Genomic DNA, 3,490 nt, shown 5'->3' on the forward strand with positions numbered 1-3,490 from the left:
AGGCTTGGATGTTTGTTCCCAGCTGCAATGTCGGGAACGAATTTGTTCTTTGTCATGGTGAATAGGTTTTGGTGCATCTGGATGCGCGCATTGGTTTTTGAGGTTTCGGCCTTGAGGATCGGTCCGGGCTTCTTGTGTTGGGTTGTCTGACCCGTGGACGGTGAAAGCCGGAAGCGAGACACAAGATGGTTCGAGTGTTCAGTGCATGTGTGATCTCATCTGCCTAACAGTCAAACGCTGTTGGACGTTGGGTTTGCTCGATGAAGCAATTTTGGTTTTTGCCGTACCTAGCGGTGGAGCTGAAAGAGCGGAGGGTGAGCCGGAACGCCGATGGATGGTTCCTGTTTATGGTGGGTAGCGCGTGAATGTGTGTTCAATGCATTTGCGTGTGGTGAGAGCGAATTGAACGACAAAAGGGCATTCGGTGGATGCCTTGGCACCAGGAGGCGATGAAGGACGTGGCACGCTGCGTAAAGCTTTGGGGAACCGCGAGCAGGTTTTGATCCAAAGATATCCGAATGGGGAAACCCCTCCGCAAGGAGATCTCTATCTGAATACATAGGGTAGAGAGGCAAACCCGGGGAACTGAAACATCTCAGTACCTGGAGGAAAAGACATCAATTGAGATTCCGCTAGTAGTGGCGAGCGAACGCGGAGCAGGCCAGTGCCTCAAATGACGTTAGCAGAACGGTCTGGAAAGTCCGGCAATATGGGTGATAGCCCCGTATGCGAAGGCAACATTTGAGGACTTGAGTAAGGCGGGGCACGTGAAACCCTGTCTGAACATGGGGGGACCATCCTCCAAGCCTAAATACTCCCTGGTGACCGATAGTGAACAAGTACCGTGAGGGAAAGGTGAAAAGCACCCCGACAAGGGGAGTGAAATAGACCTGAAACCGGATGCCTACAAGCAGTCGGAGCACCTTATGGTGTGACGGCGTACCTTTTGTATAATGGGTCAGCGAGTTTCTGTTCGCGGCAAGCTTAAGTCGTTAGACGTAGGCGCAGCGAAAGCGAGTCTGAATAGGGCATTCAGTCGCGGGCAGAAGACCCGAAACCAAGTGATCTAGCCATGGCCAGGCTGAAGGTGGGGTAACACCCACTGGAGGGCCGAACCCACGCCTGTTGAAAAAGTCGGGGATGAGCTGTGGCTAGGGGTGAAAGGCCAATCAAACTTGGAGATAGCTGGTTCTCCGCGAAATCTATTGAGGTAGATCGTCGTATGTATGCCCTGGGGGGTAGAGCACTGGATGGGCTAGGGGGTCCCAAAGACTTACCAAACCTAACCAAACTCCGAATACCCAGGAGACTTGTACGGCAGACAGACGGTGGGTGCTAAGGTCCATCGTCGAGAGGGAAACAGCCCAGACCACCAGCTAAGGTCCCCAAATTATGGCTAAGTGGGAAAGGATGTGGGAATTCCAAAACAACCAGGAGGTTGGCTTAGAAGCAGCCATCCTTTAAAGAAAGCGTAATAGCTCACTGGTCTAATAGAAATCCTGCGCCGAAAATGTAACGGGGCTCAAGCCATATACCGAAGCTGTGGGCGTGATTTATCACGCGGTAGCGGAGCGTTCTGTAGGCCTGCGAAGGGATACGGGTGACCGGTCCTGGAGGTATCAGAAGTGCGAATGCTGACATGAGTAGCGACAAACAGTGTGAGAAACACTGTCGCCGTAAGTCCAAGGGTTCCTGCGCAAGGTTAATCCGCGCAGGGTGAGCCGGCTCCTAAGGCGAGGGCGAAAGCCGTAGTCGATGGGAAACAGGTGAATATTCCTGTGCCTGCTAGAAGTGACGAATGCGAGATGTTGTCAGGTCTTATTGGATTGATCTGGCTTTTTAAGCATTCCAGGAAATAGCTCTAGCATATAGACCGTACCCTAAACCGACACAGGTGGACTGGTAGAGTATACCAAGGCGCTTGAGAGAACTATGCTGAAGGAACTAGGCAAATTACTCGCGTAACTTCGGGATAAGCGAGACCCAATTGTGGGCAACCATGATTGGGTGGCACAAAAGAGGGGGTAGCGACTGTTTAGTAAAAACACAGGGCTGTGCGAAGTCGAGAGACGACGTATACGGTCTGACGCCTGCCCGGTGCCGGAAGGTTAAGAGGAGGTGTGCAAGCACTGAATTGAAGCCCCGGTAAACGGCGGCCGTAACTATAACGGTCCTAAGGTAGCGAAATTCCTTGTCGGGTAAGTTCCGACCTGCACGAATGGCGTAACGACTTCCCCACTGTCTCCAGCGTAGGCTCAGCGAAATTGAATTCCCCGTGAAGATGCGGGGTACCCGCGGTCAGACGGAAAGACCCTATGAACCTTTACTGCAACTTTGCAGTGGTATTAGGAGAGTGCTGTGTAGGATAGGCGGGAGGCATTGAACCCGAGGCGCTAGCTTCGGTGGAGCCAACCTTGAAATACCGCCCTGAACTCTTCTGATATCTAACCGAATCCCGTTATCCGGGATCGGGACCCTGCATGGTGGGCAGTTTGACTGGGGCGGTCGCCTCCCAAAAAGTAACGGAGGCGCGCGATGGTGGGCTCAAGCCGGTCGGACATCGGCTGTTGAGTGCAATGGCATAAGCCCGCCTGACTGCGAGAGTGACAGCTCGAGCAGAGACGAAAGTCGGCCATAGTGATCCGGTGGTTCCGCATGGAAGGGCCATCGCTCAACGGATAAAAGGTACTCTAGGGATAACAGGCTGATCTCCCCCAAGAGTCCACATCGACGGGGAGGTTTGGCACCTCGATGTCGGCTCATCACATCCTGGGGCTGGAGCAGGTCCCAAGGGTTCGGCTGTTCGCCGATTAAAGTGGTACGTGAGCTGGGTTTAGAACGTCGTGAGACAGTTCGGTCCCTATCTGCCGTGGGTGTTGGAGGCTTGAGAGGATCTGTCCCTAGTACGAGAGGACCGGGATGGACGTACCTCTGGTGTACCGGTTGTCGCGCCAGCGGCATAGCCGGGTAGCTAAGTACGGAAAAGATAACCGCTGAAAGCATCTAAGCGGGAAACTTACCTCAAAACTAGGCCTCCCTGAGGGTCGTGGTAGACCACCACGTTAATAGGCCGGGTGTGGAAGCGCAGTAATGTGCGAAGCTAACCGGTACTAATCACCCGATAGAGTTCAACATCGTCTCACCAACCCCATAAGCAGCAATCATCCATCCGGACGATACGCTGACATGGACAAAAGCAAACGAGATCACACACACCAAAACCTCAACCAGACAGCATATATTGATAGGCTGGACGACCTGGTGGCTCTGGCGGGGAGCCTACACCCGATCCCATCCCGAACTCGGACGTGAAAATCCCCAGCGCCAATGGTACTGTGTCTTAAGGCACGGGAGAGTAGGTCGCCGCCAGGTCTTCCAGCCTATCAATACAAAAATAAAAAACCGCCCAAGGGACACCAAGGGCGGTTTTTTACTCGGTGACGCGGGGTGGAGCAGCCCGGTAGCTCGTCAGGCTCATAACCTGAAGGTC

2 rRNA genes are annotated in these 3,490 nt (G+C 53.6%); both read left to right on the forward strand.

The features are described from left to right. Window positions 1-401 precede the first annotated feature (401 nt). A 23S ribosomal RNA gene (locus tag T331_RS0116595) occupies window positions 402-3,135 on the forward strand. 122 nt (window positions 3,136-3,257) lie between these two features. Next, a 5S ribosomal RNA gene (gene rrf / locus T331_RS0116600) occupies window positions 3,258-3,372 on the forward strand. The last annotated feature ends 118 nt before the right edge of the window (window positions 3,373-3,490 follow it).

The organism is Acidocella facilis ATCC 35904 (assembly GCF_000687875.1).
In the GTDB taxonomy this organism is placed as follows: domain Bacteria; phylum Pseudomonadota; class Alphaproteobacteria; order Acetobacterales; family Acetobacteraceae; genus Acidocella; species Acidocella facilis.